Genomic DNA, 3,210 nt, shown 5'->3' with positions numbered 1-3,210 from the left:
CCCAGCGCGGCGCCGTGCGCCTTGCCGGAGTTCATCTTGTTCGGGGCGGGGTAGCCGATGACGGTGCGCAGCACGATCAGCGTCGGCTGGTCCGGTTTGCCCTTCGCGGCGTCGAGCGCGTCGAGGATGCTGGAGACGTCTTCGCCGCCGTCGACGGTGATCACGTGCCAGCCGTAGGCTTCGTAGCGCTTGGCGGTGTCCTCGGACAGGGCGATCTTGGTGTCGTCCTCGATGGAGATCTCGTTGGCGTCGTAGATCACCGTGAGGTTGCCGAGCTGCTGGGTGCCGGCGAGCGAGGAGGCCTCGGAGGTCACGCCTTCCTCGATGTCGCCGTCGGAGGCGATCACGTAGATCTGGTGGTCGAACGGGCTTTCGCCGGGGGCGGCCTCGGGGTCCAGCAGGCCCCGCTCGCGGCGGGCCGCGATCGCCATGCCCACCCCGTTGGCCAGGCCCTGGCCCAGCGGGCCGGTCGTGGTCTCGACGCCGGGAGTGTGCCAGTACTCCGGGTGGCCGGGAGTCTTGGAATCCCACGTGCGCAGCGACTTGATGTCGTCCAGCTCCAGGCCGTAGCCGGACAGGAACAACTGCAAGTACAGCGTGAGGCTCGAATGCCCGGCCGAGAGCACGAACCGGTCGCGGCCGACCCAGTCGGGGTCGGCGGGGTCGTGCCGCATTACCCGCTGGAACAGCGCGTACGCGGTGGGGGCCAGGCTCATTGCGGTACCCGGGTGCCCACTGCCGCATTTCTCGACCGCATCGGCGGCCAGCACCCGGATCGTGTCCACGGCGCGCTGGTCCAGCTCGGTCCAGTCTGCGGGCAGTCGCTTGGTGGTCAAGCGGGCAAGATCGTCGGTGACGGACACGGACGCAGCTCCAGTTTCCCTCGAAGCGGTCCGTGCACGGATCCGGCGCGTCGCTTCCGGACCCGTTCGGACCGCAGTTATCCCTTGTCCAGCGGGCAGCCTAGTCGTGCCCCGGTGGGCACCCGGCGGCCCGTCTGAATTGATGCGGCCCCCTCACTCGGGTGAGAGGATCACCGGTTCGGCCCGCGGACGGGCAAGCCCCGACCGAGCCGGTGCCGACCGCCCGCCGCCGACCGGTTCCCGCACGTCAGAGCCTCGCGGTGGTGCGGTGATCACGCCCGGTGATCTCGCCGTTACCGGCCCTGTCGCAGGCGGCGCACTGCGGATCCCAACGGAATTCCCGGGTGCGGCGCGCGGCATGTCTTGTTTCGGTCGGTGCTCCGGCGGACCCGTCGCGTGCAACGGCGCGCGCCGGGTGCGGCATTCCGAGGCCCGGTCGTTCCGGACACCGGGTGCCGCAGCAGCCGGGCGTCCCGGTGCACCGCCTCGGCCGAAGACCCAACGCCACGATACCGGCACTCCGGGTCGTCGAGTCGGCGAGTGCGGTGCGCCAGGGACCCTGCGGCGGCGGTGGGGTGTAGCGCGCCTACTATTCAGCCGGTCGGCCGCCGTCGTTCCCGCGGCCACCCCGACTGACTAGGAGCCCCATGCCTTCGGTGCGTCCCGCCTCGGGCAGTCCCTCCGCGCGCGGTCGCGCCGCAGGCCCGGCCGGTCGCTTCCGGAGATCCGGTGCGGGACCGCCGGGGACGCTGTTGGGAGGCAGCGCGGCGCTGCCGCGAGGTGGTGCTGCCTCGTGACCACCACCGCCGCGCCGACCCGGCACGCCAGGCACCCGGGGGAGTTGCTTCGGGCCTACCTCGGCCTGCTCAAACCGCGAGTGATCGAGCTGCTGCTGGTCACCACCATCCCGGCGATGCTGCTTGCGCAGCGCGGCATCCCGTCGCCGTGGCTGGTGCTGTGCACGCTCGTCGGCGGGACGCTGGCCGCGGGCAGCGCCAACGCGCTCAACTGCGTCGCCGACGCGGACATCGACCAGGTCATGCAGCGCACCCGGGCGCGCCCGCTGGTGCGGCACACCGTGTCGAACCAGCACGCGCTGGTGTTCGGCGTCGCGCTCGGGCTCGGATCGTTCGGCTTCCTGTGGGCCACCGCGAACCTGCTGGCCGCGGTGCTGGCGGTGGCCACCATCCTGTTCTACGTCCTGATCTACACGCTGGTGCTCAAACGCCGCACGGCGCAGAACATCGTCTGGGGCGGCGCCGCGGGCTGCATGCCGGTGGTGATCGGCTGGGCCGGTGTGACCGGGCGGGTGGACTGGCCTGCGCTGGTGATGTTCGGGATCGTCTTCTTCTGGACGCCGCCGCACACCTGGGCGCTGGCGATGAAGTACAAGGCCGACTACGAGCGCGCCGGAATCCCGATGCTGCCGGTGGTCGCCGAGCCGACCTACGTGTCGCGGCAGATCCTGGCCTACAGCTGGTTGATGGTGCTCTGGACGCTGCTGCTGGCTCCGGCGGCCGGGTGGCTCTACGCCGCGTTCGCGGTGCTGTCCGGGGCCTGGTTCCTGTGGCTGGCGCACCGGCTGCACACCGCGACCAAGCGGGGTGAGCGAACCAAGCCGATGCGGCTGTTCCACATGTCCAACACGTACCTGATGATCGTCTGCGTGGCGTTGGCGGTGGATTCCGCGCTCGGGCTGCCCGTGCTCGGGTGGCCTTCGATCTGATCCGCGCGAGTGCGGCCGCGCGAGCGCCGCGCATGAGACGGTATCGCCGGATCTCGATCTGCGGAGGAATGGCGATGACCGGCGAACTGCCCGCGCAGCAGCGGCGGGCACTGGAACGTCTCGTGGAGCGCGGCACGCTCACCGCGCAGCAGTCCGAGGCGGTGCAGGCCGAACTGGCCGCCGAAACCGGTCCGCAGCGGGCCGGCGGCCTGTGGGAAGTGCTCGGCTACGCGGGCGGGGCGTTGGTGCTCGGTGGTGCCGGGCTGCTGCTGGGCATGTCCTGGGAGGAACTCTCCCGCGCCGTGCGGGCCGGACTGCTCGCCGCGGCCACGATCTTGCTGGTGGCCGTCGGGCTGTTCATCGCGAACGGGCCGCGCGGTGTGCACGAACTCGCGGTGGAAGCGCCGTCGCGGCGCAGCCGCATCGTGTCGGTGTTGTTCGCGCTGGCCTCCGGGACCGCGGCGATGACCGTGGGCAGCGGCATCGAGGACGCGGCGGGGGTGGACGTCTCGCTGGTGGCGACGCTGGCCGGTACGGCGGTGGCCGCGTCGGCTACCGCCGCGCTGCCGTCGTTGCCGCTGCTGCTGGCCACCGGGGCGTTCGCGTACGGCCTCGCGCTGT

2 protein-coding genes and 1 pseudogene are annotated in these 3,210 nt (G+C 71.5%); 2 read left to right on the top strand and 1 reads right to left on the bottom strand.

Annotated elements, in window-relative coordinates; translation table 11 throughout:
* A pseudogene (locus IJH84_RS15805) lies at positions 1-863 on the bottom strand (transketolase); the annotation flags it as partial.
* Between the two features lie 793 nt (positions 864-1,656).
* Here IJH84_RS15805 and IJH84_RS15800 point away from each other — a divergent pair.
* Together IJH84_RS15800 and IJH84_RS15795 are read left to right on the top strand one after the other, a co-directional pair.
* Positions 1,657-2,589, top strand: coding sequence for a heme o synthase (locus tag IJH84_RS15800; protein ID WP_295145779.1), 933 nt, complete (start codon positions 1,657-1,659; stop codon positions 2,587-2,589).
* Between the two features lie 74 nt (positions 2,590-2,663).
* Positions 2,664-3,210: DUF2157 domain-containing protein (locus tag IJH84_RS15795; RefSeq protein ID WP_295145777.1), on the top strand; the 547-nt coding region annotated here is incomplete at its 3' end.

It is taken from the genome of Saccharopolyspora sp. (assembly GCF_017434145.1).
GTDB classification, from domain to species: domain Bacteria; phylum Actinomycetota; class Actinomycetes; order Mycobacteriales; family Pseudonocardiaceae; genus Saccharopolyspora_C; species Saccharopolyspora_C galaxeae.
Note: the sequence above shows the minus strand (reverse complement) of the source record. Positions and strands in the feature narration are given on the sequence as shown.